This is a genomic window from Mesorhizobium kamtschaticum, assembly GCF_056174585.1.
This window is the reverse complement of record NZ_CM149691.1, coordinates 2,408,037-2,434,375: the sequence shown is the minus strand read 5'-3', so window position 1 is coordinate 2,434,375 and position 26,339 is coordinate 2,408,037. Positions and strand designations below refer to the sequence as shown.

Here is a 26,339-nt window from a genome sequence, read left to right as displayed (position 1 = left end):
ACGTAGGAACATATCGTACAGCCAGTATCTACAATTAGCGATCCATTGGATAGATATCGTTACCGCGGTGTATGGTATTTGTTAATCATATGCATACAACATAGTTATATAATAATTATCTATCAGTATCATCTGATGCATCATCTTTGTGATGATCGGCTGTCGACGGCCATTGATATAGATGCGTACACGTTAGCTCGGCTGTGTCTGAGCTGTATCTATTAGGTATCTATAGGTATCGGTTAAACTGATACCATTTTCGGATCGGGGATTGTGTCTCCACTTATGAGGTGGTCCAGCCTCGGCCAACGGAACCCAATCAACCCTACCGACGCACACTCTAAGCATACGGGACGACGAAACCACTAGGCCAAAGCCTTTTGCACGGTCGCTTTCGAAAACCCTACGTCCGCAGCAATCTTCCTAATGCTTACACCCTGCTCTTTCAGCTCTCTGATACGATGCTCGACATCGGCAGTGACAAGCTTGGGTCTGCCTCCCATCCTACCCTCAGCCTTGGCTTTGGCTATCCCTTCCATTTGTCGCTCTCTACGTATCTCAGTCTCAAACTCAGCGATGAGTGCCAGGATGCCCATTACCAGCTTGCCAGTACGGGTGGTGGTATCGACTGCGGCATCGTCCAAGACTTTGAACCCCACGCCCTTGTCGGCAAGCTCGGTTACGATCTTGTACAGGTCGGCTGTGGAGCGAGCTAATCGATCAAGCTTGGTGACGATCAAAGTGTCGCCCTCACGCACATAGCGCATGCACTCGGCTAGCACCGGCCTTCCACCATCAAGGCCGGAACGCTTCTCTGAGAACACCTTGCTGGCACCGGCTGCCATAAGTCGGTCCACCTGTGACTGATAGTCCTGCTGTCCAGTCGAAACGCGTGCGTATGCCACTATGCTGCCCATGTCCGTACCCTTTGTTCTAGGTTAATGTGGACACACAGATAGTGGACGCAAAAGGTACAGTCAATGCCTACGTGCCACAAAGGTATACCAACATGTACACGCCGGACAACGTATTGGGGTCCCAGCACGCAAACACACCAAGTTATCCGACAGGCCCGCCGGGGGACAATGAGGAGAATGCCGTGTGAGATACCCTTACGAAAAAATTTGCTACTCTAAAGCAGCGCAACGAATCAGGCACCGATCAAAAAAGGCTTCTCGAATTGTTTTAAATTTCTCTGCTAACGATAAATATACGGCTCGTGCTACGGCTCATGACCCAGTAACGTAGGTCTCACATGATAGTCAGCTTTCACAATCCAGATCGCTACATGGCAGATCTGCGCACAATAGTGGCGCAAGGCAGGAAGCGGATAGGTTTTCTTATGGGCGCGGGTGCCGCTTCGGGTCTCATAGTGCCCGCTACCGGCAAGCCGCTGATACCAGCTGTCGCAGGTCTAACGACCGAAGTACTTCAAGCGCTTCATGCCGACTACGGTCCTGTTATTGCTGCAATCAAGGCGATCCACACAGACGCTAATATTGAGACCGTGTTATCAAGAGCGCGAACACTCGCCAATGTATTGGGAAATAACAAAGTCGATGGCCTTGATGGCCCTGCCTATGAACGCTTCAGCAAGCGCATTTGTGACGAGATTGGTGTAAGGGTCAACGTAAGACTACCTAGTGGAAGCACCCCTTACCGCGACTTAGTCAATTGGATCGTCGGTACCGATCGGGACAATCCTATCGAGATATTTACAACTAACTATGACTTACTCCTTGAAGAGGCATTGGAGGACGCAGGCGCCCCATATTTTGATGGCTTCACAGGCGGGCGCGAACCCTTCTTCGACCCTTCTACAGTAGCTGCTAATGATCTGCCGCCTCGCTGGACAAGGCTCTGGAAGGTGCACGGATCGCTTGGTTGGAAAGCCAATTCACGCGGGGAGGTAACTCGTACAGGGGACGGGTCCGCTACTCATCTAATTTTCCCCGAGCATCTTAAGTACGATCTGACACAAAAGGCTCCGTATGCCGCTTTGTTCGATCGGCTACGAAGCTTCTTAAGTACCAAAGATACACTGCTGATTTCCATAGGTTTCTCGTTCGGGGATGCACATGTATCCGCTCGTATCGACGAAAGTCTGGCTGCCAATCCGTCGGCAAGTCTGTTCGCTTTTCAGTATCAGGAACTTGCAAAGGAACATGCCGCAGTCACGTTAGCGGAGAGGCGTCCCAATTTTAGCGTCTACGCTCGTGATAAAGCTGTGATCAATGGCGTAGCTGCGGAGTGGCGTCCTGGCGACCTTCCAACACGTGATTGGGAACCGATCCGCGCCACATACTGGGGTATAGTAGGTGCGGGCAGCCCCCGCTTCCTGTTAGGTGATTTCACTAGCTTTGCCCGCTTCTTTGTAATGTCCCGCTCCGGTCAGGCTCTAGGGCCGTCCGCAGCTTCGCCGGCAGCGGTCCCTGTTTCGAGCGGCGCTCCTGCTGCATCATCTTCTCCGTCGCCAGCACCTTCTTCAGGTGCAGCCTCATGACGCCGACAATCTTAGGGTCGGTAGGAGCTGTCACAGGTGCGACTGTTAGCGTCCGGCTCGCATCCAGTGTGTCGTCAGGTATCGCAATTATAGGCGGGCGTAGCTATCGCATCGGCAGGTTGGTAGCTTTGTCCGTATCCCACAAGGGTACCACAATCTTTACGGCATCATTGCTGAAGTTGGTGCTAGCGCCACCCCGAGCACTCTAGTCGATATCCACGACCGAGGTGAGAGGTGGATGACAGTCCAACTTGTGGGCGAGATCGTTGAGGCGTCTTTTGAACGGGGGATAAGCCAGTACCCCAACATCAACGATGATGTACACCTAGTCACAGAGGATGACTTGAATGTCATTTATGGCTTGGAGGCAGCAGGGCAGGTCGTTGTAGGTCGATTGGCTAATGCGGAGAGTGTGCCTGTTCGTATCGACCTAGACAGGTTGGTTACGCGACACAGCGCGGTACTGGGGTCTACGGGATCAGGTAAGTCCACGACGGTGGCGAGCCTCCTGAGGTCGCTGTCACTGCCCGGGGATATAGGTTTTCCGAATGCACGTATCTTGTTGCTCGATATCCATGGAGAGTACGCTCCCGCCTTGAAGGGGTTAGCAGAAGTCTTCCGTGTTTCTCCCCTAAAGGGCGAGAGCAAGCTAGTCATTCCCTACTGGGCGCTGCCGCCGTCTGAGATTTTGGACTTCCTGATGGGTAAGCTCGATGACAGGGCGTCTACAGCAGTCCTGGATAAGATATTTGCTGCGAAACAGGCTCGCGTTGCTGCGTCTCCTGTCGCTGGTATCGATCCTGTTTCAATGACGGTAGACAGCCCCCTGCCCTACAGTCTGAGGCAGCTATGGTTCGACTTGATTGACCCCGAGGTCCGCACTTGGAACGATTCAGCACGAACTGTCCCAGCTCTCTTGGCGGCCGGTAACGCAAGCTCATTGCAGCCGCCGCAATATAGTCCTGCAACAACAAACAACACCGCTCCCTATTTGAACAATGCAAACGTTTTGGGTATTCGGAGACAGCTCGACCGAATGCGATCGCGACTGTTAGATAGGAGGTTCGAGTTCCTATTAAGTCCGGGCGATTGGGCTCCTGATACCGCTGGGGTGACGGGTAAGGACCTGCCGGAGTTGCTTCAAGCGTGGCTCGGGCATGGCAAACCGATCACAGTGTTAGATCTTTCTGGCATCCCCAGCACGGTGCTAGTCCAATTGATCGGATCAATCCTAAGCATAATTTACGAAGGCCTCTTTTGGGGACGGGAGCGTCCAGAGGGCGGGCGCCAAAGACCTCAACTTGTGGTCATGGAGGAAGCTCACCGGTACTTAGGCAAAGACGCAGACAGCCCCGCTCGCAGTATGGTCCAGAGAATTGTCAAGGAAGGGAGGAAGTTCGGCATTGGAGCCATGATCGTTAGCCAACGACCATCAGAGATCGATGACACCATACTTTCCCAGTGTGGCACCTTCATTGCGATGCGTCTGAGCAACAGCTCGGATCGAACCAGAGTGCAGGCAGCGCTGCCGGACAATCTCAGCGGCATTGCCGATAGTTTACCCGTACTTCGAACAGGAGAAGCAATCATCACCGGCGAGGCAGCAAGGATGCCCGTAAGGTGCCGATATCGCTACCTCCCGCAGGTAGCAGGCCGAACAGTGAGGATCCTGGCGTGGCAGAGAGCTGGAGGAAGGCACCTACGCCGGAAGAGTACAACACCATGGTTGCAGCATGGCGAGCGCAAGACCCGTCTTGGTCTGCTGATGAGAGCAACGGGAGTGACAATGGACAGGTTGCCGGTAGCGTCCAGTAACATAGCTGAAGTCGGCTACGACGCGTCCTCTGAAACTTTAGAAGTGATGTTTCGCACAGGAATGGTGTACCAGTACTACAATTTCCCTGGCTTTATGTACGAGCGCTTCATGCAGTCGTCGTCCCTTGGAGCGTTTTTCAACGCTGAAATTAGAGGGCGATACCCCGAGACCCGTTCGTAACGGCAGAAGCTCATTTGCGGACTCCTGTTTAGGCACTAAGGTACAGGCCACGAGTTAAGACTGGCGCGTTTTTGGGGGTTCCATGAAGATCTACCAGCAGGCAGCCTTCGTTCTATTTCAGGGCACATTTGTCGCCGTTCCGTCACCGTCGTACGCAGCGGATTGCCCGAGAGGCGACACTCGACAAGAACACCATGTTGGCAACTTCAACTTCGTCACCAACTCCTGGGTCGAAGAAACCGGTAAGCTACGCCGATATGTATCATGTGTCGGAAATCTTGACCGCGATACGGACTTACTCGTCACCTGGCATGTAGCCGGTCCAAAAGACACTTATGTGCCATCAGATGAGGTACGAGTAGAACCACGGGTAAGCAACGATCTCAGCCCGAGAGCGGTCAATGGTTGCATAAAGTACGGAAATCTTGGTGACTATACGGACGCACAGTTCATGGGCTCAAAAATAGACGAACAGGAGAACGCAAAAGACAACCCATGTATCGCCTCGAACACATCGGGCGGTTCCGAACAGGCCGAAGCTGGGATACCAGAGGACGGGTACACAGATCAGGTTCGTGTATTTGTCCCGAGCGATCCCAATAAGCCTCACGATACAATGCTGGAGATTGATGGGGTAATTGGTATCGTTCCTAGGGACGGTGCGCTGGAGAGCTTTTTCACTTACAGCGCTCAACGATACAAGGGAAGACCGGATGGCAACCCTGACAATATCAGGGTGCGACCTGTATTCCTGAAGGCCCAGGATGCGTACTACAAAGCGTTCTTCGAAACGAATAAGGAAGGTACTCCGCTAGGCACTAAAGGCGATATCGTCTTTAGGATCTCCGGTGCAGAGGCCAGCGTAGTGCCAGTTACAGCCTACTATGAATTTGTTTCCTTGGACAACCGCATTGTGGGGTCCATACCTATGCCTATGTTCGGTCCAAAACAGTGAAGAAGATTTTTGACGCTGTATTCAGTGTCACGCCAAGTGTAGCACTTACGTTTGCTAACGAATGGATTGATCTTTTCAAAAATACGGCAATCCTGCGGCCAGATATGCCTCGCGCTTTGGTCAACACCTCGCTCGCCCTTTCTGTATTCCTATCGGTCGTCTTTGTTCTAATCGGTGGCTCGTGGGATCGCGCGTACAAGCTCGGAATAAGCAAGAACCTACTAGTAGTTTCAATGGTGCTAGCGATCTGGTGTTACGGCTCTCGCCTTTTCCTCAGTTGGCCCCGCACCCGCGTCGTGCAGAGCATGGTCACCTCGATGTGGGACCTCTGTGGCTGCATTTTTGTTGTGGCGGCCATCATGACCGTTTCCTTCGCCACGATGTACGCAGTATCGAAAAGTTCCGGAGCTGGAGAAGGCCGGTAAACCGAACCAAAGTCGCCGCCAGCGCGCCCAGCAGCCCCGTTGGAGAGCTTTTGGCGGCAACTCAGGATACTTCACCGTCCTTGTCCGCATGCCTCAGGCGGGCCTCCCTGGCTTTTCCACTCAATCAGCTCTTCGACATTTGCTCAAATGCCTCCCACCTAGTATGTGGTGAGGCATTGAAGGGAGGCATTGCGCCTCCCGGTCTTGCCAGAATGCCCAGCAGCATTGGGCTTCGAGACGACGGTGGGTAGCCCTGTCACGCCCACCATCCAGACATAGGCGATAGCTCTGCCGAGCTTTTTTGCCGGTCGCGTCGGCCGCTCCACGATAATGGCCGGATCGAGCCACCATTATCGGTCACCATTTCCACGCCGTCCTGAACAAGCGTGAGCGCCTGGAATCCTTGCCAGCGCAGATAGTCGTTGTTCTTGGCGGACGTCCGATCGGTCGGCCTTCATCTATTCGGCCGATGCGCTGGATCGAAGAGGGCGCCACATTGAAACCGATCCTCTCGGATCGTTGGACATCCCAAAACCTTGTCCAGAAAGCCCCGCTTGACTCCCGGTCGGCGGGGCTTTTCATGCGTTCAACTCGCTAAAACGAGTTGCCGGCGCTAACCACGCGGTCTGGCTTTCGGCCCTGGCGAGCTTTCCGCCGGGTTTGCCGCCAATTTGGCGAATCGCCGATCTCTTAGCCGCAGGAACTTCCCTTTGCCAGGAGCTCATCGCGGTCACCATCATCCGCGGCCGTTCGGCCATACGTCGCAGCAATCACATAGTCGGCTTTGTTCGTTCGATAATCTTCTTTTTGCACAGACATCGTTTCCTCCCGGTCTGCGGCCTTTCCCTCCTTTTGGCCTGACGGGAGGGATTAACTGCCGGAGTCTCGCGCGAGTCTACCAATTGGGGATTGTATTAAAATGATACACGCCAAGCCACGGCGAACCGGGGACGTGGCTCTGGGCGCCGAGATTGTAGATCTCGCAGGGCTGCCTCTCCTGCACCTCCGCAAATCCCCGAGGCAGGGGGGATACTTCCACCCAATCTCGTTCGGCTCAGACGCCTGCTACGGCACACAGGCTCTTCATCCGCGATACAGCAAGGTCGGGATCGGCCAGCAGACCTGCCTGGTCGGCAAGGCGAAAGATTTCGGCATAATGGCGGATGCCGCGCGCCGACTGCATGCCGCCGACCATCGTAAAGTGGTCCTGGTGGCCGTTCAGCCAGGCCATGAAGACGATGCCGGCCTTGTAATATTCGGTTGGCGCCTCGAAGATTTTTCGCGATAGCGGCACCGTCGGCGCCATCAGCGCGTCATAGCCGGCCTGATCGCCCGCGGCGAGCCTTGCCAGGGCGGCGTTGGCGACCGGCGCGATGGCGTCGAAAATGCCAAGCAGCGCGTGCGAATGCCTGTTGCCGTCTCCGGCGATCAGCTCGGGATAGTTGAAGTCGTCGCCGGTGAACATCACGACACCGTCCGGCAGCCGGTTGCGGAGCGCAACCTCCTTGCCGGCATCGAGCAACGATATCTTTATGCCTTCGACCTTACCTGCGTGGCGCTCGATGATGGCGACCACCGTATCGAGCGCGGTCTCGAAATCGTTGCTGCCCCAATAGCCCTTCAAGGCCGGGTCGAACATGTCACCCAGCCAGTGCAGGATGACCTTGCCGGAGGCCTGGCTTAAGATGCGGTCATAGACGGCGGCGTAGTCGTCCGGCCCCTTCGCCACTGTAGCCAGTGCGCGGCTTGCCATCATGATCGCCTTGCCGCCCTGCCCTTCGATGAAAGCGAACTGCTCCTCATAGGCAGCGATTACGTCGTCGAGCGTCCTGGCGGCGGCCGGCGCCAGGTGGTCGGTTCCGGCGCCCGAGGCTAGATCGGCGCCCGGAACCGTTCGCGCCTCGGCGATCGAACGGCGGATCAATTCCTTCGCATTGGCCCAGTCGAAGCCCATGCCGCGCTGCGACGTGTCCATCGCCTCGGCGATGCGGAAGCTGAGCCGCCACAGATGATGGCGGAACGCCATCGTCCTGTCCCAGTCGACGACGGGCCGCGACCATGGATCGGTCATTTCATGGGGATCGGCAACGACATGCGCAGCGGCATAGGCGATGCGCGAAAAGCGCGCGCCGATGTCAGGCTGCACCGGTTGTCCGACAAGCGCGTAACGGGTGTTGCGGCCACCTTCACCAGGCAAGGCAATGTCCATCGATCTCTCCCTTCACAGCGCCTATAAATGGAACGTTCCAATAAATCAAGAACCTTTAGATTGGGAGCGCATTGGCGGGCAAATGCTGCGTTGCAGCACGGAAAGCCTTATAAGCCAAGCCATTTGAGTACGCACAATCGGCTTTTCAGGCTGAGAAAAATTCTCGGTTGACTCACGATTGAACCAATGATTAGAACGTTCCAATAAATCTGATCAGGAAAACCGGGAGGAGATATCAGGATGGCCAGCCGGGCCAAGGCGACGATCTTCGACATTGCCCGCGAGGCGGGCGTGTCCAAATCGACGGTGTCGCTCGTGCTCCAGGGCAGTGGGCTGATCCGGCCTGAGACGGCGGTCAAGGTGCGCAAGGCGATCGAGGATGTCGGCTATGTCTACAACCGCGGCGCCGCCAATCTGCGCAAGGCCCATTCCAACGTCATCGGCATGGTCATCAACGATCTCACCAATCCCTTTTTCGCCGAACTGGCGGTCGGCATGGAGCGCGTCTTCCAGTCGGCCGGTATCGTGCCGTTCATCGCCAACACGGCAGAGAATCCGGTGCGCCAGGAAGAGGTGCTGAAGTCGCTGATGGAGCAAGGCGTTGCCGGCCTCATCGTGTCGCCGGCGCGCGGCACCACGCCAGGCGCCTTCCGCCGCCTGGAGATGGCGGGCCTGCCGGTGGTCTTCGCCATGCGCCGCTTGCCTGAGAGCCGCATCCCGGTGATTGCGCCCGACAATCATCGCGGCGCCTATCTCGCCACCGCTCACCTCATCGGCAAGGGACATCGCCGGCTGGTCTTCTTCGGCGGCTCGTCCGATCTGGTGGTCTATCACGAGCGCCTTGGCGGCTTTCGCGAAGCCTGCGAGACGCAAGGCATCGCCGCGGGCGACACGCTGGTCGTCGAGGGCGAGACCAGCCGCAGAGGCGGTATCGCGTGCCTGGAAACGGCTCTGGCGATGGCTGAACCGCCGACCGCTGCCCTCTGCTTCAACGATGCCGTCGCCTTCGGCGCCATGCTGGCTTTGCGCAAGCGTGGGCTTGAGCCCGGTGCGGATTTCGCCATCGTCGGTTTCGACGACGTGGCCGAGGCCGAGCATTACATGCCGGCTTTGACCAGCGTCGCTGTGGACTCGGCGGGCCTTGGCGAACGCGCCGCCCACGTCATGCTGAAAATGATCCAGTCGCGCACCACGCGGGCCGAGGATCATATCGGCGCGGTCAATCTCGTGGTCAGGGAAAGCTGCGGTCCGGATCGCCGTTCGCGAAACAGGGCTACGGGAACGGGAGGCGCCGCGTGAGTATCAGATGGGGGCTGATCGGCGCCAGCACGATCGCCAGGCAATTCATGATCAATGCCATTCGTGCGCAAGAGGGCGGCGAGATCACGGCGGTGATGAGTTCCAGTCCCGAACGCGCGAAGGCCTATGCCGGGGAAAACGACATCCCGCTTGCCGTCTCGACGCTCGGCGGCCTCCTCGGTGCGGATGTCGACGCCGTCTACATCTCGACCACCAACGAACTGCATCTCGAACAGGCGCTCGCCGCCATCAAGGCGGGAAAGCATGTCCTGTGCGAGAAGCCGCTGGCGCTGACCAGCGCCGACGCGCGCAGAATGGTCGCTGCGGCCAGGGCCGCGGGCATCGTGCTCGGCACCAACCATCATCTGCGCAATGCCGGCGCGCATCGCGCCATGCGCGACGCCATCGCCTCCGGCCGCATCGGCAAGCCGATCGCCGCACGCGTCTTCCATTCCGTCTATCTGCCCGAGACTCTGCAGGGCTGGCGCATCACCAGGCCGGAGGCCGGCGGCGGCGTCGTGCTCGACATCACCGTGCACGATGCCGACACGCTGCGCTTCGTGCTGGGCGACGATCCGGTCGAGGTCTCGGCCTTCACGCAAGTCGCCGGCATGGCCGGCAGCGGACTGGAAGACGGCGCCATGTGCATCTGGCGCTTCAAGTCCGGCCTCATCGCCCAGTCGCATGAAGGCTTCACCACCAAATTCGCCGGCACCGGCTTCGAGGTGCATGGTTCGGAAGGCTCGCTGATCGCCAGCAATGTGATGACCCAGAAGCCGGATGGCTCGGTGCTGTTGCGCACGGCCAATGGCGAAGAGGAGCTGAGCTTCGATCGCGGGGATCTCTACACAAGATCCGTGCGCCAGTTCCACGCCGCGATCCGCGGCGAGGGCCAACCTGCCGCCACCGGCGAGGACGGCATCTGGTCGCTGGCCTCAGCCGAGGCGGCGCTTCAATCGGCCAACTCCGGCAAGGCCATCAAGATCGACCCGAAACTCGGGAGCATGAATTGAGCAAGGTCGTTTCCGCAGCGCAGGCAGCCAGCCTGATCAGGGATGGCATGGTCGTTTCCGTGTCGTCGTCGAGCGGCCTCGGCTGCCCGGACGCGGTGTTGGCCGCCATCGGCGAACGCTTCGACGGGGAAGGCCACCCAAAAAATATCACCACGCTGCACCCGATCGCCGCCGGCGACATGTATGGCATCAAGGGCATCGACCATCTCGCCAAGCCCGGCCTGTTGAAGCGTACGCTGTGCGGCTCCTACCCGTCCGGCCCCTCTTCCGCCGAGCCGCCGCAGATCTGGAAGATGATCGGCGACAATTCGGTTGCCGCCTACAACGTGCCGTCGGGCATCCTATTCGACATGCACCGCGAGGCCGCCGCCAAGCGGCCGGGCGTGCTGACCAAGGTCGGTCTCGATACCTTTGCCGACCCGCGTCACCAGGGCTGCGCCATGAACGCCGCCGCCAGCGAACCGATCGTGTCTGTGCAGCAGTTCGACGGTGAGGAATGGCTCTATTTCCGCTCGATCGTGCCGCAGGTCTCGATCATCCGCGCCACCACGGCGGATGAGCGCGGCAACCTCACCTATGAGCATGAGGGCGCCTATCTCGGTGGCCTCGAACAGGCGCTCGCCGCCCGCAACAATGGCGGTGTCGTCATCGCGCAGGTCAAGCGCGTCGTCGAGAACGGCACGCTGAAGCCGCATGATGTGCGTGTGCCGGGCGTGCTGGTCGACCACATCGTCGTCGCGCCCGACCAGTTGCAGACGACGCTGACGCCTTACGACCCGGCGATTTCGGGCGAGATCTTCCGGCCATTGTCGACCTTCCGCAATGCCGAGATGAACGTGCAGAAGGTCATCGCGCGCCGCGTCGCCATGGAGCTGCGCGACGGCATGGCCGTCAACATCGGCTTCGGCATCTCGGCCAATGTGCCGCGCATCCTTCTGGAAGAAGGCCAGCACGGCAAGGTCACCTGGGTGATCGAGCAGGGCGCGGTCGGCGGCGTGCCGCTGCTCGACTTCAAGTTCGGCTGCTCGTCGAACGCCGACGCGTTCATGCCCTCGCCGCACCAGTTCATCTATTTCCAGGCCGGCGGCTTCGACGCCTCGCTGCTGTCTTTCCTGCAGATCGACCGCCACGGCTCGGTCAACGTCTCGAAACTGTCGGCACGGCCGCATGTCACCGCCGGCGCCGGCGGTTTTGTCGACATCACCGCGCGGGCAAGGAAGATCGTCTTCTCCGGCTTCTTCAATGCCGGCGCCAAGCTTTCGCTGGCCGATGGTGGCATCCGCATCGACCAGGAGGGCAAGGTCAAGAAGGTGGTCAACGAGGTCGAGCACATCTCCTTCTCCGGCAAGCGCGCGGTCGCGCAGGGCCAGGACATCACCTATGTCACCGAGCGCTGCGTGATGAAGCTGACGCCCGATGGGCTGATGGTGACGGAATTGGCGCCCGGCATCGACCTCGAGCGCGATGTGCTGGCGCAGTCCGAAACACCGCTCGGTGTCGCCAACGATCTCAAGGTGACGCCGTCAGCGCTCTATCAGGATCAACCGATCGGCCTGTCGCTCAATGGCGGCGCCTCGCTCGGAGGCGCGCATGGCTGAGCGCCTCGTCACCTTCGAGCAGGACGGCGCCATCGGCATCGTCACCTTGCGCCGGCCGGAAAAGTTCAATGCGCTGGATATTCCGATGCTGCGCGCGCTCGAAGCCGCGCTCGACGAAGCGGAGCTGGCCGAAGGTGTGCGCGTCGTGCTGGTCCGCGGCGAAGGCAAGGGCTTTTGCGCCGGCGGCGATGTCGAGGCGTGGGCGCAGATGAGCGCCGCTGATTTCCAGGTGCAATGGGTGCGCTACGGCCACCGCGTCTTCGACCGGCTGGCCAGGCTCAGGCAACCGACCATCGCCGTGCTGTCCGGCCATGCGCTGGGCGGCGGGCTGGAACTGGCGGTCGCCTGCGATTTCCGGGTCGCGGAAACACACGTCAAGCTCGGCTTCCCCGAAACCTCGATCGGCGTCGTGCCCGGCTGGTCCGGCACGCAGCGCGCCGTGCGCCGCTTCGGCGCACAGACGGTGCGGCGCATGGCGCTGGGTGGTGAAGTTTTCCTGGCGGCCCAGGCACTCGTTCTGGGCATCGTCGACAGAGTTGTCGAAACCGGCGGTGGGTTAGCCGAAGCCAAAAGTTGGGCTGAAAAGATCGCCGAGCGCGGCCCGCTGGCGACGGAAGCGGCCAAGCTGATGATCGCGGTGGCCGAAGGCGAGGAAAGTGCCGCCGCGACCGAAGCACTGGCCAGCGGCTTCATCGCGCTCACCGGCGATCTCAAGGCTGGCGTGACTGCTTTCAAGACCAAGCAGAAGCCGGCATTTTCAAGAAGCTAGAGAAAACAATCCTGATGAACGCCCCCCTCAACATCGCCATGCCCGCGGAAGCTTCGGCAGCACCAAAGGCTTACAGGCTGCTGATCGACGGCAAGCATGTCGATGCCCGCGACGGCCGCACGCTGGAACGCAAGAGCCCCGGCCACGGCTTCACCGTTTCGCATTATGCGCAGGCCGGCGAGGCCGAGGTGGAAGCCGCGGTGCAGGCCGCGCACAAAGCGTTCGAGACCGGCCCCTGGCCGCGCATGAAAGCCTCCGAACGCGCCGCGATCCTGCTCAAGGCGGCCGACCTGATCGAGGCGCGGCTGGAAGACATCGCCCGGCTCGACGCGCTGGAATCCGGCAAGCCGATCGCCCAGGCGCGCGGTGAGATCGGCGGCGCCGTCGACATCTGGCGCTATGCCGCTTCTCTCGCCCGCACGCTGCACGGCGAGAGCTACGCCAATCTCGGCGACGCCATGCTGGGCGTGGTCGTGCGTGAACCGATCGGTGTCGTGTCGATCATCACGCCATGGAATTTCCCGTTCCTCATCGTCAGCCAGAAACTGCCTTTCGCGCTCGCCGCCGGCTGCACGGCCGTGGTCAAGCCGAGCGAGATGACCTCGGCCTCGACCTTCGTGCTGGGGGACATCCTGCTCGAGGCCGGCCTGCCTGCAGGCGTCGTCAACATCCTTGCCGGCCTGGGAGCCGATGTCGGCGCGCCGATGGTCAACCATCCCCTGGTCGAGATGGTGTCGTTCACCGGCTCCACCCGCGTCGGCAAGATGACCATGGCGTCGGCCGCGCAGTCGCTGAAGAAGGTCTCGATGGAACTCGGCGGCAAGAACGGCCAGATCGTCTTCCCGGATGCCGACCTCAAGGCAGCCGCCGACGCGGCGGTGTTCGGCGGCTTCTTCAACGCCGGCGAATGCTGCAATGCCGGCAGCCGGCTGATCGTCCACGAGGCGATCGCCGACGATTTTCTTGCCGCCGTCAAGGCACTTACCGCCAGGGTGAAGGTCGGTGATCCGCTCGATGATCGAACCAAGGTCGGCGCGATGATCTCGTCCGACCATCTGACCAAAGTGACGGATTACGTGGCGGCAGCCGCAGGCGAAGGCAGCAATGTCTACAGCGGCGGCAAGCAACTGGCCTCGAATGCCGGCCAGTATCTCGACCCCACCATCTTACGCAACGTCACCGAGAGCATGGCGATTGCGCGTGAGGAAGTGTTCGGCCCGGTGCTCTCCGTGCTGACTTTTGAAACGATTGAAAAGGCGTTGCACATCGCCAACAACACGCCCTATGGTCTGTCTGCAGGCGTGTGGAGCGCCAGCATCGACACTTGCATGTCGGTGGCGCGTGGGGTGCGTTCGGGGACGGTTTGGGTGAACACATTCATGGAAGGTTATCCCGAGCTGCCTTTTGGGGGCTACAAGCAGTCCGGTCTCGGACGCGAACTCGGCAAGCGCGCCGTCGAAGATTATACCGAGGAAAAGACAATCCAGTTTCATCGCGGCCAGCGCACCGGATGGTGGGTCGGCTGAGTTTGGAAGAACCCGGTGGGCTTCCACCGGTCGTGTAATGCAACAAGGGAGGAAGTACATGTTGCGCAAACTGCTTATCGGAACGGCTCTTGCGACGAGCTTTGCGTTCTCGGCGCATGCCGCGGACGTCAAGGAAGTGCAGATGCTGCATTGGTGGACGTCGGGTGGCGAAGCGGCCGCTCTTAACGTCCTCAAGGGCGATCTGGCCAAGGAAGGCTATGCCTGGAAGGACGTGCCGGTGGCCGGCGGTGGCGGCGACGCTGCCATGACCGCGCTGAAGGCGATGGTCGCGGCCGGCAACTACCCGACCGCCTCGCAGATGCTCGGCTACACCGTGCTCGACTATGCGGCGGCCGGCGTCATGGGCGACCTGACCGAGACGGCGAAGAAGGAAGGCTGGGACAAGTCGGTTCCGGCGGCCCTGCAGAAGTTCTCGGTCTATGAAGGCAAGTGGGTCGCGGCTCCGGTCAACGTCCACTCGGTCAACTGGCTGTGGATCAACAAGGCCGTCATGGACAAGATCGGCGGCACCGAGCCGAAGACCTTCGACGACTTCGTTGCCCTGCTCGACAAGGCCAAGGCTGCAGGCGTGATCCCGCTCGCGCTCGGCGGCCAGAACTGGCAGGAAGCCACCATGTTCGATTCGGTCGTGCTGTCGACCGGCGGACCTGAGTTCTACAAGAAGGCCTTCAACGACCTCGACGATGCTTCGCTCAAGTCCGACACGATGAAGAAGTCGTTCGACAACCTCGCCAAGCTCGTCACCTATGTCGACCCGAACTTCTCGGGCCGCGACTGGAACCTTGCCACCGCCATGGTCATCAAGGGCGATGCCCTGGTGCAGGTCATGGGTGACTGGGCCAAGGGTGAGTTCCACGCCGCCAAGAAGACCCCCGGCACGGACTTCCTGTGCTATCGCTTCCCGGGCACCGACGGCTCCGTGATCTACAACTCCGACATGTTCGGCATGTTCAACGTTCCGGACGACCGCAAGGCCGCCCAGGTAGCACTGGCCACCGCCACCCTGTCGAAGAGCTTCCAGTCGGCCTTCAACGTCGTCAAGGGTTCGGTTCCGGCCCGTACCGACGTTCCGGACACCGACTTCGACGCTTGCGGCAAGAAGGGCATCGCCGACCTGAAGAAGGCCAACGACGGCGGCACGCTGTTCGGCTCCTTGGCCCAGGGCTATGGCGCGCCTCCGGCTGTCGCCAATGCCTACAAGGATGTCGTCTCGAAGTTCGTCCATGGTCAGATCAAGACCTCGGACGAAGCCGTGACCGAGCTGGTCAAGGCGATCGACGACGCCAAGTAAGCGTCAAGCCTGAAAACACCTTCCCCGCTTCGGCGGGGGAGGTTTTATCTCAACGATTGGCCGGCTCAACACCATGCCGACCAAGGACCCGTATGCACGGGCCGCCTTGCCGCCTGACGGCAGAGCATGGACGACCCGAAACGGGAGGAGCTCATGAGCACGGTAGCAACAAGCCAGATCAAGCTGAAGCCGGAGCATGTCAGGCCGCGCGCCTCGGTGCGCTCGCGCCTGCAGGATGCCTTGCCGAAGATCGTGCTGGCGCCGAGCTTCGCCATCACCATCGTCTTCGTTTACGGCTTCATCCTGTGGACGATCTATCTGTCCTTCACCAATTCCAAGACCTTCCCGTCCTATGTCATCACCGGCTCGCGCGCCTATCAGCGGCTGTGGGGCTGGACTTTCGACACCGACCCGCCATCGAGCTGGTATACGTCGATCACCAATATGGGCATTTTCGGCTTTCTCTACATTGCCATCTGCCTGGCCCTCGGCCTGTTCCTGGCCATCCTGCTCGACCAGAAGATCCGCGGCGAAGGCGTGCTGCGGCCGATCTACCTCTATCCGATGGCGCTGTCCTTCATTGTCACCGGCGTCGCCTGGAAATGGTTCCTCGATCCCGGTCTCGGCCTCGAACAGACCTTGCACCAGTGGGGCTGGACGAGCTTCCACTTCGACTGGATCAAGAACAAGGATTTCGTCATCTACACGGTGGTCATCGCCGGCGTCTGGCAGGCCTCCGGCTTCATCATGGCGATGTTCCTGGCCGGCCTGCGCGGCATCGACGGCGAGATCATGAAGGCGGCGCAGATCGATGGCGCCACCACCTTCCAGCTCTATCGCCGCATCGTCATTCCTCTGCTGCGGCCAATCTTCCTGTCGGCCTTCATCGTGCTCGCGCACCTCGCCATCAAGTCTTACGATCTTGTCGTGGCGCTGACCTCAGGCGGCCCCGGTGGCTCGGCCTGGCTGCCTTCCAACTTCATGTATGAGTACACTTTCAAGCGCAACGAGATGGCCGTCGGTTCGGCCAGTGCGGTGATCATGCTGATGACCATCGTCGCCATCATCGTGCCCTACCTCTATTCGGAACTGCGGGAGAAACCGCGATGAGCGCTGTCGCCACCCCTGCCCGCCAGGCCTCTAGCGGTATAAGCACCAAGACCCTCAACCGTGTCGTCATCTACGGGCTGCTGGCGCTGTTTGCGCTGTTCTACCTGATGCCGCTCTTCGTCATGCTGGTCACCTCGTTCAAGACCATGGACGAGATCCAGAACGGCAACATGCTGGCGCTGCCCAAGGCGCCGACCTTCGACCCGTGGCTGAAAGCCTGGGGCGAGACCTGCGTCGGTCTCACCTGCGCCGGCATCAAGGGCTATTTCTGGAACTCCATCAAGATGGTGGTTCCGGCCGTGCTGATCTCGACCATGCTCGGCGCGCTCAACGGCTATGTGCTGACCAAATGGCGCTTTCGCGGCGCGACGCTGGTGTTCGGCCTGATGCTGTTCGCCTGCTTCATCCCGTTCCAGTCGGTGCTGCTGCCGATGGCGACGATCCTCGGCAGCGTCGGCCGTTTCGGCGTGACGCTGCAGAACTCGGTCGGAACAAGCTTCGGTCTCGGCAATTCGACGGTCAACCTCGTCTTCGTCCACGTCGTCTACGGCATCGGCTTCACCACGCTGTTCTTCCGCAACTACTACGAGGCCTTCCCGACCGAATTGATCAAGGCCGCCCAGGTCGACGGCGCCTCCTTCTTCCAGATCTTCCGCCGCATCATGCTGCCGAACTCGATGCCGATCTTCGTCGTCACCGTCATCTACCAGTTCACCAACATCTGGAACGACTTCCTGTTCGCCTCGGCCTATGCCGGCACCGGCGACGCCATGCCGATGACCGTGGCGCTCAACAATGTCGTCAACACCTCGACCGGCGTCGTCGAATACAACGTCAACATGGCGGCCGCGATGATCGCGGCTCTGCCCACCCTGATCGTCTATGTCGTCGCCGGCCGCTATTTCGTGCGCGGGCTGATGGCGGGCGCGGTCAAGGGCTGACCAATTCTGAAGGAACGACCATGGCTTTTCTGGAAATTGACGGGTTGAAGAAGCGCTTCGGGAATGTTGAGATCCTGAAGGGCATCGATGTCGAACTCGAAAAAGGCGGCTTCCTGGTGCTGGTCGGCCCATCCGGCTGCGGCAAGTCCACCTTGCTCAACACCATTGCCGGCCTCGAGCAGATCACCGAGGGCGAGATTCGTGTCGACGGTCGCGCCATCAACGATCTGCACCCTTCTAAGCGAGATATCGCCATGGTGTTCCAGAGCTATGCGCTCTATCCGAACATGACGGTGGCCGGAAACATCTCCTTTGGCATGGAGATGCGCGGCGTGCCGGCCGATGAGCGCCAGAAGGCGATCGACAAGGTGGCCAAGGTGCTGCAGATCGGCCACCTCCTGCAGCGCAAGCCGAGCCAACTCTCCGGCGGCCAGCGCCAACGCGTCGCCATGGGCCGGGCGCTGGTGCGCGACCCCAAACTGTTCCTGTTCGACGAGCCGTTGTCCAACCTCGACGCCAAGCTGCGCGTCGACATGCGCATCGAGATCAAGCGCCTGCATGCCACCACCGGCACCACCATCGTCTACGTCACCCACGACCAGATCGAGGCGATGACGCTGGCGACCAAGATCGCCGTGATGCGCGACGGCGAGGTGCAGCAGTTCGGCACGCCGGCCGAAATCTACAACAACCCCACCAACCTGTTCGTCGCCGACTTCATGGGCTCGCCGGCGATGAACCTGATCCCGGCGACCATCGCCACATCGGGCAATGCGCTGTCCGTCGTGCTGCAGCGCGAGGCGCGCGAGCCGATCACGCTGCCGATGGCCAATGCGCCGGCGGGTCTCTCGGCATTCCAGGGCAAGCCGATCATCTTCGGCGTGCGGCCGGAAGCGCTGACCGATCCGGAGGGCGCCGAGCGCAATGCCTCGAACATCGCCACCGCCGACCTGCACATCGAGGTCGTCGAACCGGCCGGCTCCGACACCTTCGCGGTCACCAATCTCGGCGGCAAGCCCGTTGTGGCGCGGCTGCGCGCCGACGCCAACATCCAGCCGGGCACCAGCACGCCGCTCGCCTTCAACCTGACCAAGGCGGTGTTCTTCGATCCGGCGACCGAGAACCGCATTCGCTAATGTATGTCGCCCAAAAGTGGATCCGGTTTTGGGGCAACGACATGCATCAAAACAAAAACCTAAAGCGCGTCAGGACGCGATTTAGACCATGACAAATCCGGACATCGTCATCATCGGCTCCGGCATCGGCGGCGCCACGATCGCCTCCGGTCTGGTCGGCAGCGGCGCCTCGATCCTGATGCTGGAGCGCGGCGAGCCCTTGCCGGCAACCCCGCATGCACGCGACACGCGCTCGATCTTCGTCGACGGCCACTATCGGCCAAAGGAGATGTGGCGCGAGGCCGGCGGTGCCGCCTTCAATCCCGGCAATTACTACTATGTCGGCGGCAATTCGAAATTCTATGGCGCGGTGCTGATCCGCTACCGCAAGGAAGATTTTTCCGCCATGGGCCACTTCGGCGGCGTCTCGCCAGCCTGGCCATTTTCCTATGACGAATTCGAGCCCTGGTATTCCAGGGCCGAGCAGCTGTTTCGCGTGCGCGGTACGCTGGGCGAAGATCCGACCGAACCCTTCCACTCGATCCCCTATGCCTTCAAGCCAGTGCCCGACGAAGCACCGATCGCGCGAGCCCGCGCCGAGCTCAAGGGCCTCGGCCTGCATCCGGCCTCTTTGCCCCTCGGCGTTGATATCGACACCTGGCTGAAGGAGGGAAAAACCGGCTGGGACGCGTTTCCAAACACCGGCCAGGGAAAGATGGACGCCCAGACCGCACCGCTCGCGGCGGCGCTCAAGGACAGCAACATCCGGCTCGAGACCGGCTGCTATGTCGAGTATCTCGAAGCGGCCGCCGACGGCAAAAAAATCGCCGCCATCCACTACCGGCAGAATGGCGAGTTGAAGAAAGTATCGCCGAAACTGGTCATCCTCTCCGCCGGCGCGGTCAATTCGGCCGTCATCCTGCTGCGCTCGCCCTCATCCGATGGCAAAGGCCTTGCCAATCGTTCCGACCAGGTCGGCCGCAATTTCATGAACCACAATTCCAGCGCCATGCTGGCCATCGATCCGCGCCGCAGGAACGATTCCGTCTACCAGAAGACGCTGATGCTGAACGACTATTATCTCTCCGACGGCAAGGGCGGCAAACCGCTCGGCAATGTCCAACTGCTCGGCAAGATCGACGGCAACATGCTGAGGGCCAACGTGAAATACGCGCCGAGATTCGCGCTCGATTTCATGGCCGGCCATGCCGTCGACTGGTACCTGATGTGCGAGGACCTGCCCGATCCCGAAAGCCGCATCATGGTCGACGGCAAGGACATCGTCATGCAGTGGCGGCGCTCCAACATGCAGTCGCTCGACGGGCTGACCAAGGTGATGCGCGAAAACTTCCGCGCCTGCGGTTATCCCCTCGTGCTGTCGCGCCCCTTCGACAAGCGCACGCCCTCGCACCAGTGCGGCACGGTCAAGATGGGCGACGATCCCGCGACCGCGCCGCTCGATCCGTTCTGCCGCGCCTTCGACCACCAGAACCTGTTCGTCGTCGACGGCAGTTTTTTGCCGAATTCGGCTGCGGTTAATCCAGCACTGTCGATCGCGGCTCAGGCACTGCGCGTGGCCGAGCACATCCGCAAGGTGGAGCTTGCCGCATGACCCGCCCCGCTGCCATCGTCACCGGCGGCGCGCGCGGCATTGGGCTGGCCTGTGCGGAAGCGCTGGCCGATGCTGGATTCGACCTCGTGGTCGCCGATCTGGCCCAGAAAGCCGCAGACGGACTGGCCGAGAACATCGCCGCACGCGGCGCGAAATTCGCTTACGCCCAATGCGACATCGCCAATCTCGATAGCCACGCCGCACTCGTCGATGCCGCCATGCGCGCCTTCGGCCGCATCGATTGCCTGGTCAACAATGCCGGCGTCGGCGCCATGGTGCGCGGCGATCTGCTCGAACTGAAGCCGGAAAATTTCGACCGCACGATGGGCATCAATCTGCGTGGCACGGTGTTCCTCAGCCAGGCCATAGCCAAGGCGATGCTGGCGGCACCCGGCGATCACCCAAAATCAATCATCACCGTCACCTCGGTCAGCGCCGAGATGGCCTCGCCGGAACGCTCCGACTACTGCATCTCGAAGGCCGGGCTCTCCATGTGGGTGAAGAACCTGGCGCTGCGGCTCGCGCCTGAAAACATCGGCGTCTTCGAGTTGCGGCCAGGCATCATCCGCACCGACATGACGGCAGGCGTGACCGCCAAATACGATGCCCTCATCGAGGGTGGACTGGTGCCGGCAAAACGCTGGGCGAAGCGTCAGACATCGGCGCGGTGGTGGCGACGCTCGCCGCCGGCAAGCTCGGCTTTTCGACCGGCTCGATCATCAATGTCGACGGCGCGCTCTCCGTGCCGCGGTTGTAGGTGGATACTGATATGACCGACTACATCATCGTGGGCGCCGGCCCGGCCGGCTGTGTCCTGGCCAACCGGCTGAGCGAGGACCCGACGAATTCCGTGCTGCTGCTGGAAGCCGGCGGCAAGGACTGGCACCCCTACATCCACATGCCGGCAGGCTTTGCCAAGATGACCAAGGGCATTGCCTCCTGGGGCTGGTCGACCGTGCCGCAAAAGCACATGAAAGACCGCGTCTTCTGGTACACGCAGGCCAAGGTGGTCGGCGGCGGCTCCTCCATCAACGCCCAGATCTACACGCGCGGCAATGCCCGCGACTACGATGCCTGGGAGAAGGAAGAGGGCCTCGCCGGCTGGGGCTATCGCGACGTGCTGCCCTATTTCAAACGCGCCGAGAACAACCAGCGCTACGCCAACGACTTTCATGGCGACCAAGGCCCGCTCGGCGTGTCCAACCCGATCTCGCCGCTGCCGATCTGCGAAGCCTATTTCCGCGCTGGCCAGGAGATGGGCATCCCTTTCAATCCGGACTTCAACGGCGCCACCCAGGAAGGCGTCGGCTACTACCAGTTGACCCAGAAGAACGCCCGGCGCTCCTCCGCTTCGGTCGCCTATCTCAAGCCGATCCGCGCGCGCAAGAACCTGACGGTCAGGACCGACGTGTTGGTGACCCGCATCGTCGTCGAGAAGGGCCGCGCCATCGGCGTCGAGATTGTCGACAGACCTGGCGGCGAGACAAAAATCCTGCGCGCCGATCGCGAGGTGATCGTTTCGTCCGGGGCCATCGGCTCGCCGAAGCTGCTGATGCAGTCGGGCATTGGCCCGGCCGATCATCTGAAATCGGTGGGCGTCACCCCGGTGCATGACCTGCCCGGCGTCGGTTCCAATATGCAGGACCATCTCGACTTGTTCGTCATCGCCGAATGCACCGGCGATCACACCTATGACAACTACGCCAAGCTGCACCGCACGGCCTGGGCCGGCCTGCAATATCTGCTTTTGAAGAAAGGGCCGGTCGCCTCCAGCCTGTTCGAGACCGGTGGCTTCTGGTACGCCGACCCCACAGCCGCCTCGCCCGACATCCAGTTCCATCTCGGTCTGGGCTCCGGCATCGAGGCCGGCGTCGAGAAGCTGAACAATCCCGGCGTCACCTTGAACTCGGCCTTCCTGCGGCCGCGCTCGCGCGGCACGGTGCGGCTGAAGAGCGCCGATCCGGCCGACCATCCGCTGATCGATCCCAACTACTGGTCCGATCCCTATGACCGCGCCATGTCGATCAAGGGGCTGCGGCTGGCGCGCGAGATCATGCGGCAGAAGGCGCTGCAGCCCTATGTCTTGCGCGAAGTGTTGCCTGGCCCGTCACTCGCCAGCGACGACGAGCTGTTCGACTATGCCTGCCGTACCTCCAAGACCGACCATCATCCGGTCGGAACGTGCCGCATGGGCCATGACGACATGGCGGTGGTGACACCGGATTTGCGGCTGCGCGGCATCGAAGGTCTGCGCGTCTGCGACGCCTCGGTGATACCACGTGTGCCCTCCTCCAACACCAATGCCCCGACCATCATGGTCGGCGAAAAGGGCGCCGATCTGGTGCTCGGCCGCGAGCCGCTGCCGCCGGCTGTGTTTTCCGGAAACCGGGCTGCTTAGGAGCAAAAAAGATGATCAGGCACTGTGTCTTTGTCAGGTTTCGCGGCGATGTCCCCGACGGTGAGCGCGCGGCAATCCACGCCGACCTCGAAGCGCTACGACAGGTGATTGACGGCATGGACAAAGTCCACTTCAGCGCCAATGTCAGCCCGGAGCCGTTCGCCCGCGGCTTCAGCCATGGCTTCACCATCGATTTCCGCGATGCCGCTGCGCGCGACGCCTATCTCGTGCATGAAGCGCACCAGCGCGCCGGCGCCCGGCTTGTCGCCGCGCTCGAAGGCGGCACCGACGGTTTGATGGTCTTCGACCTCGATCTTACGAAAAAGTGACCGGCGGTTCTTCGAAAGCCGGCTGATCGCTGTTCTCTTTTGCGAACCGGGCGACATATCGTTGCTCGGGGGAGCCAAAGGAGGACGCCTTGAATCTCACTGCCGAGCAGAAGAAAACCGTTCTGGCCTCATTCCTGGGCTGGACGCTCGATGCTTTTGATTTCTTCCTTCTGACATTCCTGCTCACCGATATTGCGAGTGAATTCCAGACGGATGTCCCGGCGGTCTCAAAGGCATTGTTCCTGACCTTGGCAACGCGCTTCATCGGTGCGTTCTTCTTTGGCATGCTCGCCGACAAATACGGGCGCAAGCCCATCCTCATGCTCAACATCGTCAGCTATTCGGTGATCGGTGCGCTCGCCGCCTTCTCGCCCAATCTCGGTATTTTCCTGGCGCTGCGCGCACTGTTCGGCATCGCCATGGGCGGAGAATGGGGGCTCGGCAGCTCGCTCGCCATGGAATCCGTTCCGCCCAGCGCCCGCGGCATCGTCTCTGGCATCCTGCAATGCGGCTATCCGGCCGGCTATCTGCTGGCGGCGGTGGTCTATGGCCTGCTCTACCAGCAGACGATCGGCGGCTACACGATCGGCTGGCGCGCCATGTTCCTGCTCTCCTTCGTACCGGCGCTGATCGTGCTCTTCATCCGCTCGCACGTGCCGGAGTCGCCCGCCTTCGTCGAGGCGCAGAAGGCACCCAGGCCTGGCCTGCTGGAAACGCTTCAGAAGAACTGGGGTGTCGCGCTCTATGCGGTTGTGCTGATGATGTTCTTCAACTTCTTCAGCCGTGGCACGCAGGACCTCTACCCGACCTTCCTGAAGAAGCAGCATGGCTTCGATCCACACACGGTGAGCTGGATCACTATCGTTGCCAATCTCGGCGCCATCGCGGGCGGCCTGACCTTTGGCGCGCTTTCCGAGAAGATCGGCCGCGTCAACGCGATCACGCTCGCCTGCCTGATCGCCCTGCCATCGATCCCGCTATGGGCCTACTCGGCCACGCCGTTCATGCTCGCCGTCGGCGCCTTCATCATGCAGGTCGCGGTTCAGGGCGCCTGGGGCGTCATCCCGGTGCACCTCAATGAACTGTCGCCAGGCTCCGTGCGCGCGACCTTGCCGGGCTTCATCTACCAGGCTGGCAATCTCGCTGCCTCCTATGGCGGTCCGTATCAGGCTGGGATCGCGGAAAGCGCCGGAGGCAGCTACGGCTATGCGCTGGCGCTTTTTGCCGGCGTGGTCGCTGTCTGCATCATCGTCGTCATCCGCTTCAGTCCGGAGCGGCGTGGCCAGGTGATGACGGTTCTGGAGCGCAGCTAACCCAGCCGGAGCGCGATAACTCCGGCGACGATGCTGAGCGCGGCCGCACCGCGCCAGCCCGTCATCTTCTCGCCGAGCGCGTAGACCGAGATCAGCATGGCGAACAGGATCGAGGTCTCGCGCAGCGACGCCACCGAGGCGATCGGCGCCTTGGTCATCGCCCACATCACGATCCAGTAGGCGGCACCACTGAGCACGCCGGTGAACAGCCCGGTCTTCCAGTCGCGCGCCAGAACGGGAAGCGCCTTGGGCCCGCGGAAGATGAGGCACAGCACCAGCGCGCCAAAGGCATCGCAGATGAACAGCCAGGCAGCATAGCTCTGCGCTGTTGCCGCCAGCCGCGCGCCGCTGCCGTCGGACAGTGTATAGCTGGCGATGAAGATCGAGGTGCCCAGCGCAAAGCCGACGGCGCGCAGGTTGAGCTTCTCCAGATGCGCGCCGCCGCGAAACGACATCACCAGCGTGCCCGCCGACAGCAGCAGGATGCCGACAATGGCAAGCGGCGCCGGCACTTCGGCAACGACGAACATGCCGCCGATCGCCGCCAGCAAAGGCGCCGTGCCGCGCGCCAGCGGATAGGTCTGGGCGAAGTCGCCGGCCTGGTAGGCGCCGATCAGGAAGGTCCTGTAACCCATGTGGAAAATGACGGAGGCGATGATGTAGGGCCACACCTCCGCCTTCGGAAACTCGACAAAGGGCAGCACCACGAGTGCGGCGGCGCCCATGCCGAGCGTCATCAGCGTGATCGACAGGAAGCGGTCGAGATGGACCTTGACCAGCGCGTTCCAGATCGCGTGCATGGCGGCGGCGGCAAGCACCGCGAAGAAGACGAAAAGCGTCATTTTGGGCTTACCGACCTCCCAAGCCGAGCGGCGTTTCGAGGTCGATGTCGATCCGGACCGGGAAGTGATCGGACGCCACCTCGCCCATATCGGATCCGACCGAGCGCACCCGCCCGGCGAACATGCCGCCGACGAAACAGTGGTCGAGCCGACGCTTTGCCAGTCTGCCATCGATGATCTTCTCATGGGTGTGGAAGTCATCCGCCGGTTCGATCGCCACCGCGGCGGCATCGACGAAGCCGTCGAGATAGGCCGCACCGCGATGATAGGGCGTGCTCCCGACGATGCGGCGATATTCGGCGCTGCCCGGCTCCATATTGAAATCGCCCATCCAGATCGCCGCCAGCGGGTTTTCCGGTTCGGCTTCGCCGCTGGTCCAGTTGCGCGCGGGCTCGTCGTCGATGCCGCTCCACGGCCCGCCCTCGGACGGCGCGCGGCGATGTTGGGCGAGCAGATAGTCGATCTGCTCCAGCCGCTCCTCTGCCGCGATATGCGCCAGATGCAGCGACAGTAGCCGCACCGGGCCGGCCGGCGTGCGGATCATGCATTCGAGTGCCGCGTTGCGCGTGTTGAGCGGCCGCAGCGTGCGGCGCATCGGCAGTGCATGCAGCCGCGACCAGGCGATCGGTAGCTTCGACAGCACCATGGTGCCGAACTGCCGCCGCCGGTTGACCAGGCGGCCGTCCCGCCGATCGCTGGCGTCCATGTCGAAGGCCGGCCCGTAGACCCAGTGGTAGTCGGGCAGCAGGCGCGACAGCAGCTCCGGCTGGTCGTCGAAATTGCTGCGCTGCCAGTGCCGCTCGACCTCCTGCAGCGCAATGATGTCGGCGTCGGCAACGATCCGCGCCGCGCGCGAAAGATCGTAGCGGCCGTCGCTGCCGAATCCGTACTGGATGTTGTAGCTGACCAGCTTCATTGCTTATCCGGCTCACTTTCGGTGATGGCAGTAGCGGTTCGATGGATTGGTTGCAATGTGCAGGAGAATGGCAGCGGCTTGTGCCAGAAGCGCCCCCCTGCCCCGCTGCGCGATCATGCACCGATTCCGGACCACTCCGGTATCCTCCGCGCGCCGGA

Annotated in this window: 21 protein-coding genes and 1 pseudogene; 18 read left to right on the top strand and 4 right to left on the bottom strand. The window is 61.2% G+C overall.

All coding sequences use genetic code 11. From position 1 onward, the window contains the following. Positions 1-365 precede the first annotated feature (365 nt). Positions 366-917 carry a recombinase family protein gene (locus AC0V7N_RS12010; RefSeq protein ID WP_496627854.1) on the bottom strand — a complete coding sequence of 184 codons (552 nt, stop codon included), beginning with the start codon at positions 915-917 and terminating at the stop codon, positions 366-368. Positions 918-1,288: 371 nt separating this feature from the next. On the opposite strand from AC0V7N_RS12010, the gene AC0V7N_RS12005 reads away from it, so the two are divergent. The 4 genes from AC0V7N_RS12005 (at position 1,289) to AC0V7N_RS11990 (ending at position 5,879) form a co-directional block, all read left to right on the top strand. After that, positions 1,289-2,503, top strand: coding sequence for an SIR2 family protein (locus AC0V7N_RS12005; RefSeq protein ID WP_496627853.1), 1,215 nt, complete (start codon positions 1,289-1,291; stop codon positions 2,501-2,503). 238 nt (positions 2,504-2,741) lie between these two features. Next, positions 2,742-4,499 carry a helicase HerA-like domain-containing protein gene (locus tag AC0V7N_RS12000; protein WP_496627852.1) on the top strand — a complete coding sequence of 586 codons (1,758 nt, stop codon included), beginning with the start codon at positions 2,742-2,744 and terminating at the stop codon, positions 4,497-4,499. An 82-nt stretch (positions 4,500-4,581) separates the two neighbouring features. Beyond that, complete coding sequence (locus tag AC0V7N_RS11995; protein WP_496627851.1) at positions 4,582-5,454, top strand: hypothetical protein; 873 nt, start codon at positions 4,582-4,584, stop codon at positions 5,452-5,454. Beyond that, a complete protein-coding gene (locus AC0V7N_RS11990; RefSeq protein WP_496627850.1) occupies positions 5,451-5,879 on the top strand; it encodes a hypothetical protein in 429 nt (142 codons plus the stop codon). Before AC0V7N_RS11995 ends, AC0V7N_RS11990 begins: the two co-directional genes overlap by 4 nt. A 1,054-nt stretch (positions 5,880-6,933) precedes the next feature. On the opposite strand, the gene AC0V7N_RS11985 is transcribed toward AC0V7N_RS11990, so the two are convergent. Next, complete coding sequence (locus tag AC0V7N_RS11985; protein ID WP_475457666.1) at positions 6,934-8,088, bottom strand: dihydrodipicolinate synthase family protein; 1,155 nt, start codon at positions 8,086-8,088, stop codon at positions 6,934-6,936. 240 nt (positions 8,089-8,328) lie between these two features. Here AC0V7N_RS11985 and AC0V7N_RS11980 point away from each other — a divergent pair, with 240 nt between their 5' ends. The 14 genes and pseudogenes from AC0V7N_RS11980 to AC0V7N_RS11915 all read left to right on the top strand — a co-directional run bounded on the left by AC0V7N_RS11980 (position 8,329) and on the right by AC0V7N_RS11915 (position 24,423). Further along, complete coding sequence (locus tag AC0V7N_RS11980) at positions 8,329-9,387, top strand: LacI family DNA-binding transcriptional regulator (protein WP_475457664.1); 1,059 nt, start codon at positions 8,329-8,331, stop codon at positions 9,385-9,387. 47 nt (positions 9,388-9,434) lie between these two features. Continuing rightward, positions 9,435-10,400 (top strand): Gfo/Idh/MocA family protein, encoded by a 966-nt coding sequence (locus AC0V7N_RS11975; protein ID WP_475460287.1) that lies wholly within the window; start codon positions 9,435-9,437, stop codon positions 10,398-10,400. 47 nt (positions 10,401-10,447) lie between these two features. Further along, positions 10,448-11,998 (top strand): acyl CoA:acetate/3-ketoacid CoA transferase, encoded by a 1,551-nt coding sequence (locus tag AC0V7N_RS11970; RefSeq protein WP_475460285.1) that lies wholly within the window; start codon positions 10,448-10,450, stop codon positions 11,996-11,998. Beyond that, positions 11,991-12,767, top strand: a complete 777-nt coding sequence (locus tag AC0V7N_RS11965) for an enoyl-CoA hydratase/isomerase family protein (protein WP_475457661.1) — start codon at positions 11,991-11,993, stop codon at positions 12,765-12,767. Before AC0V7N_RS11970 ends, AC0V7N_RS11965 begins: the two co-directional genes overlap by 8 nt. Before the next feature lie 14 nt (positions 12,768-12,781). Then, a complete protein-coding gene (locus AC0V7N_RS11960) occupies positions 12,782-14,293 on the top strand; it encodes an aldehyde dehydrogenase family protein (RefSeq protein ID WP_475457659.1) in 1,512 nt (503 codons plus the stop codon). 58 nt (positions 14,294-14,351) lie between these two features. Beyond that, positions 14,352-15,605 (top strand): ABC transporter substrate-binding protein, encoded by a 1,254-nt coding sequence (locus tag AC0V7N_RS11955; RefSeq protein ID WP_475457657.1) that lies wholly within the window; start codon positions 14,352-14,354, stop codon positions 15,603-15,605. 153 nt (positions 15,606-15,758) lie between these two features. Continuing rightward, positions 15,759-16,715, top strand: coding sequence for a carbohydrate ABC transporter permease (locus tag AC0V7N_RS11950; RefSeq protein ID WP_475457654.1), 957 nt, complete (start codon positions 15,759-15,761; stop codon positions 16,713-16,715). Further along, the gene (locus AC0V7N_RS11945) at positions 16,712-17,656 is read left to right on the top strand and encodes a carbohydrate ABC transporter permease (protein WP_475457652.1); all 945 of its coding nucleotides are present in this window, start codon (positions 16,712-16,714) and stop codon (positions 17,654-17,656) included. The genes AC0V7N_RS11950 and AC0V7N_RS11945 overlap by 4 nt, the downstream gene beginning before the upstream one ends. Before the next feature lie 20 nt (positions 17,657-17,676). Continuing rightward, on the top strand, positions 17,677-18,792 hold the full coding sequence (locus tag AC0V7N_RS11940; protein ID WP_475457650.1) for an ABC transporter ATP-binding protein: 1,116 nt from the start codon (positions 17,677-17,679) through the stop codon (positions 18,790-18,792). Between the two features lie 88 nt (positions 18,793-18,880). Further along, on the top strand, positions 18,881-20,383 hold the full coding sequence (locus AC0V7N_RS11935; RefSeq protein ID WP_475457648.1) for a GMC oxidoreductase: 1,503 nt from the start codon (positions 18,881-18,883) through the stop codon (positions 20,381-20,383). Then, positions 20,380-21,140, top strand: a pseudogene (locus tag AC0V7N_RS11930) (3-ketoacyl-ACP reductase). The gene AC0V7N_RS11935 and the pseudogene AC0V7N_RS11930 overlap by 4 nt, the downstream one beginning before the upstream one ends. Before the next feature lie 12 nt (positions 21,141-21,152). After that, entirely contained in the window at positions 21,153-22,781 is a 1,629-nt protein-coding gene (locus AC0V7N_RS11925; protein WP_475457646.1) for a GMC family oxidoreductase, read from the top strand. Between the two features lie 11 nt (positions 22,782-22,792). Then, positions 22,793-23,110, top strand: a complete 318-nt coding sequence (locus tag AC0V7N_RS11920) for a Dabb family protein (RefSeq protein WP_475457643.1) — start codon at positions 22,793-22,795, stop codon at positions 23,108-23,110. A gap of 89 nt (positions 23,111-23,199) precedes the next feature. After that, entirely contained in the window at positions 23,200-24,423 is a 1,224-nt protein-coding gene (locus AC0V7N_RS11915) for an MFS transporter (protein ID WP_496627849.1), read from the top strand. On the opposite strand, the gene AC0V7N_RS11910 is transcribed toward AC0V7N_RS11915, so the two are convergent. Both AC0V7N_RS11910 and AC0V7N_RS11905 read right to left on the bottom strand, forming a co-directional pair. Beyond that, positions 24,420-25,265, bottom strand: a complete 846-nt coding sequence (locus AC0V7N_RS11910) for an EamA family transporter (RefSeq protein WP_475457641.1) — start codon at positions 25,263-25,265, stop codon at positions 24,420-24,422. The genes AC0V7N_RS11915 and AC0V7N_RS11910 overlap by 4 nt on opposite strands. Positions 25,266-25,272: 7 nt before the next feature. After that, positions 25,273-26,181, bottom strand: a complete 909-nt coding sequence (locus AC0V7N_RS11905) for an endonuclease/exonuclease/phosphatase family protein (protein ID WP_475457639.1) — start codon at positions 26,179-26,181, stop codon at positions 25,273-25,275. Positions 26,182-26,339 lie beyond the last annotated feature (158 nt).

What these genes read in the sequence shown, in the direction of transcription:
- AC0V7N_RS12010 (WP_496627854.1), bottom strand. Translation starts at nt 917, where the DNA reads ATGGGCAGCATAGTGGCATACGCACGCGTTTCGACTGGACAGCAGGAC.
- AC0V7N_RS12005 (WP_496627853.1), top strand. Translation starts at nt 1,289, where the DNA reads ATGGCAGATCTGCGCACAATAGTGGCGCAAGGCAGGAAGCGGATAGGT.
- AC0V7N_RS12000 (WP_496627852.1), top strand. Translation starts at nt 2,742, where the DNA reads ATGACAGTCCAACTTGTGGGCGAGATCGTTGAGGCGTCTTTTGAACGG.
- AC0V7N_RS11995 (WP_496627851.1), top strand. Translation starts at nt 4,582, where the DNA reads ATGAAGATCTACCAGCAGGCAGCCTTCGTTCTATTTCAGGGCACATTT.
- AC0V7N_RS11985 (WP_475457666.1), bottom strand. Translation starts at nt 8,088, where the DNA reads ATGGACATTGCCTTGCCTGGTGAAGGTGGCCGCAACACCCGTTACGCG.
- AC0V7N_RS11980 (WP_475457664.1), top strand. Translation starts at nt 8,329, where the DNA reads ATGGCCAGCCGGGCCAAGGCGACGATCTTCGACATTGCCCGCGAGGCG.
- AC0V7N_RS11975 (WP_475460287.1), top strand. Translation starts at nt 9,435, where the DNA reads ATGATCAATGCCATTCGTGCGCAAGAGGGCGGCGAGATCACGGCGGTG.
- AC0V7N_RS11970 (WP_475460285.1), top strand. Translation starts at nt 10,448, where the DNA reads ATGGTCGTTTCCGTGTCGTCGTCGAGCGGCCTCGGCTGCCCGGACGCG.
- AC0V7N_RS11965 (WP_475457661.1), top strand. Translation starts at nt 11,991, where the DNA reads ATGGCTGAGCGCCTCGTCACCTTCGAGCAGGACGGCGCCATCGGCATC.
- AC0V7N_RS11960 (WP_475457659.1), top strand. Translation starts at nt 12,782, where the DNA reads ATGAACGCCCCCCTCAACATCGCCATGCCCGCGGAAGCTTCGGCAGCA.
- AC0V7N_RS11955 (WP_475457657.1), top strand. Translation starts at nt 14,352, where the DNA reads ATGTTGCGCAAACTGCTTATCGGAACGGCTCTTGCGACGAGCTTTGCG.
- AC0V7N_RS11950 (WP_475457654.1), top strand. Translation starts at nt 15,759, where the DNA reads ATGAGCACGGTAGCAACAAGCCAGATCAAGCTGAAGCCGGAGCATGTC.
- AC0V7N_RS11945 (WP_475457652.1), top strand. Translation starts at nt 16,712, where the DNA reads ATGAGCGCTGTCGCCACCCCTGCCCGCCAGGCCTCTAGCGGTATAAGC.
- AC0V7N_RS11940 (WP_475457650.1), top strand. Translation starts at nt 17,677, where the DNA reads ATGGCTTTTCTGGAAATTGACGGGTTGAAGAAGCGCTTCGGGAATGTT.
- AC0V7N_RS11935 (WP_475457648.1), top strand. Translation starts at nt 18,881, where the DNA reads ATGACAAATCCGGACATCGTCATCATCGGCTCCGGCATCGGCGGCGCC.
- AC0V7N_RS11925 (WP_475457646.1), top strand. Translation starts at nt 21,153, where the DNA reads ATGACCGACTACATCATCGTGGGCGCCGGCCCGGCCGGCTGTGTCCTG.
- AC0V7N_RS11920 (WP_475457643.1), top strand. Translation starts at nt 22,793, where the DNA reads ATGATCAGGCACTGTGTCTTTGTCAGGTTTCGCGGCGATGTCCCCGAC.
- AC0V7N_RS11910 (WP_475457641.1), bottom strand. Translation starts at nt 25,265, where the DNA reads ATGACGCTTTTCGTCTTCTTCGCGGTGCTTGCCGCCGCCGCCATGCAC.
- AC0V7N_RS11905 (WP_475457639.1), bottom strand. Translation starts at nt 26,181, where the DNA reads ATGAAGCTGGTCAGCTACAACATCCAGTACGGATTCGGCAGCGACGGC.